General features: G+C 79.8%; 2 protein-coding genes. Both read right to left on the reverse strand.

Features of this window, described 5'->3' with window-relative positions; translation table 11 throughout:
• Window positions 1–531, reverse strand: a 531-nt coding sequence (locus AB6N23_RS18365; protein WP_412867392.1) for a glycosyltransferase family 9 protein, incomplete at its 3' end; no start/stop codon positions are given.
• A complete protein-coding gene (locus AB6N23_RS18370; RefSeq protein ID WP_412867393.1) occupies window positions 528–1,277 on the reverse strand; it encodes a D-glycero-alpha-D-manno-heptose-1,7-bisphosphate 7-phosphatase in 750 nt (249 codons plus the stop codon). The genes AB6N23_RS18370 and AB6N23_RS18365, both read right to left, overlap by 4 nt.
• Between the last annotated feature and the right edge of the window lie 107 nt (window positions 1,278–1,384).

The following is a 1,384-nucleotide window of genomic DNA, read 5'->3' on the forward strand; positions in this document are numbered from 1 at the left end:
GGCGTCAGCGGGCAGCGCGTCGGCCGGCGCCGGCAGCGGCCCGCGCACGGCGAGGTGCCCGGCGTCCCCGTCCGGCAGCCGCCCGCCCGCGGCGACGGCGAGGTCGAGGGCGGCCTCCACCTCGTGCAGGCCGTCGGGGCGGTGGTGCCGCACGTCGAGCAGCGAGCCGGGGTAGTCGACGCTCGTGCCCGCGACGAACGGCACGCCCGCGAGGCGCAGCACGAGCGCGGCCGGCAGCGGGCTCTGGTGGAACGACGTGAACACCACGGCGCGGTCGTACCGGCGACCGGCGAGCGTCGCGACCAGCTCCTGCACGGCCGCCGGGTCCACGGCGGGGGGTGCGTACCCGCTCCACGGCGGGTCGAAGACGAGCACGTCGTCGACGTCCGGCAGCAGCCGGGCCGCCTGGGCGCCGGCGGGCGACGCCAGCACGTCGACCGCGTCGGCGGTCGCGGCGAGCGCCCGCACGGCCGGGCCCGTGAGCAGCACGTCGCCGTCGCTGTCGAGGCGCACCGCGAGCACGCGCGTCACGCGGCGGCCTCCGTGCCCGTGCCCACCGCCGGGTCGTGCGCGGCGCGGGCGGCAGGCCGGTGCACAGGGTCGTGCGCCGGGTCCCGGGGCGGGCCGGCAGGGTCGTGCGCGGCGAGCGCGTCCGTGGGCGTGCCGAGGACGTCCGGCAGCAGCAGCGCGAGCGCGGTGCGCAGGTCGGGCGCGACCACGGGGGCGTCGGCGACCTCCTCCGGGCGCGTGACGGGGGTGGGCACGAGGACGGTCCGCGCGCCGGCGGCGAGCGCGGCGCCCACGTCCGCACCGATGTCGCCGACCACGGCGCACTCCCATGGTGCGAGGCCCAGCTCGCGCGCCGCCGCGAGCACCATGCCGGGGCCCGGCTTGCGGCACGTGCACCCGTCGTCGGCGGTGTGCGGGCACACCTGCACGGTGTCGAACGGGCCGACGAGCTCGGCGAGCCGCGCGTTCACGGCGTCGACCTGCCCCCGCGTCAGCAGCCCGCGGCCGATGCCGGACTGGTTGCTGACGAGGCCGACCCGGATGCCGGCGGCGCGGAGCGCGTCGAGGAGCTCGCGCGCGCCGTCCACCGGGCGCACCTGGGCGGGGTCGCCGTTGTAGGGGACGTCGTGCACGAGCGTGCCGTCGCGGTCGAGCAGCACCGCGCGCACGGGCGGCCGCCACGCGGGTGCGCCGCCGCGGTGCGCGAGCGTGCCGGCGAGGCGGTGCCGCACGGCCGTGAACGGCAGCACCGCGGACGTCCACGCCATGCGCCGCCACTCGTCGCGCCAGCCGTCGTGGCCCGGGCGCGGGCCGGGGGAGCGGCCCGTCCGCGGATCGGGGTGTCTACGTCCGTGACGACGAGCAGCACCCCCCA

The sequence above is a fragment of the Cellulomonas pasadenensis genome (assembly GCF_047229365.1).
GTDB lineage: Bacteria > Actinomycetota > Actinomycetes > Actinomycetales > Cellulomonadaceae > Cellulomonas.

Excerpts from the sequence above, each read along its gene's own strand:
- AB6N23_RS18370 (WP_412867393.1), bottom strand. The coding sequence starts at position 1,277 with ATGGCGTGGACGTCCGCGGTGCTGCCGTTCACGGCCGTGCGGCACCGC.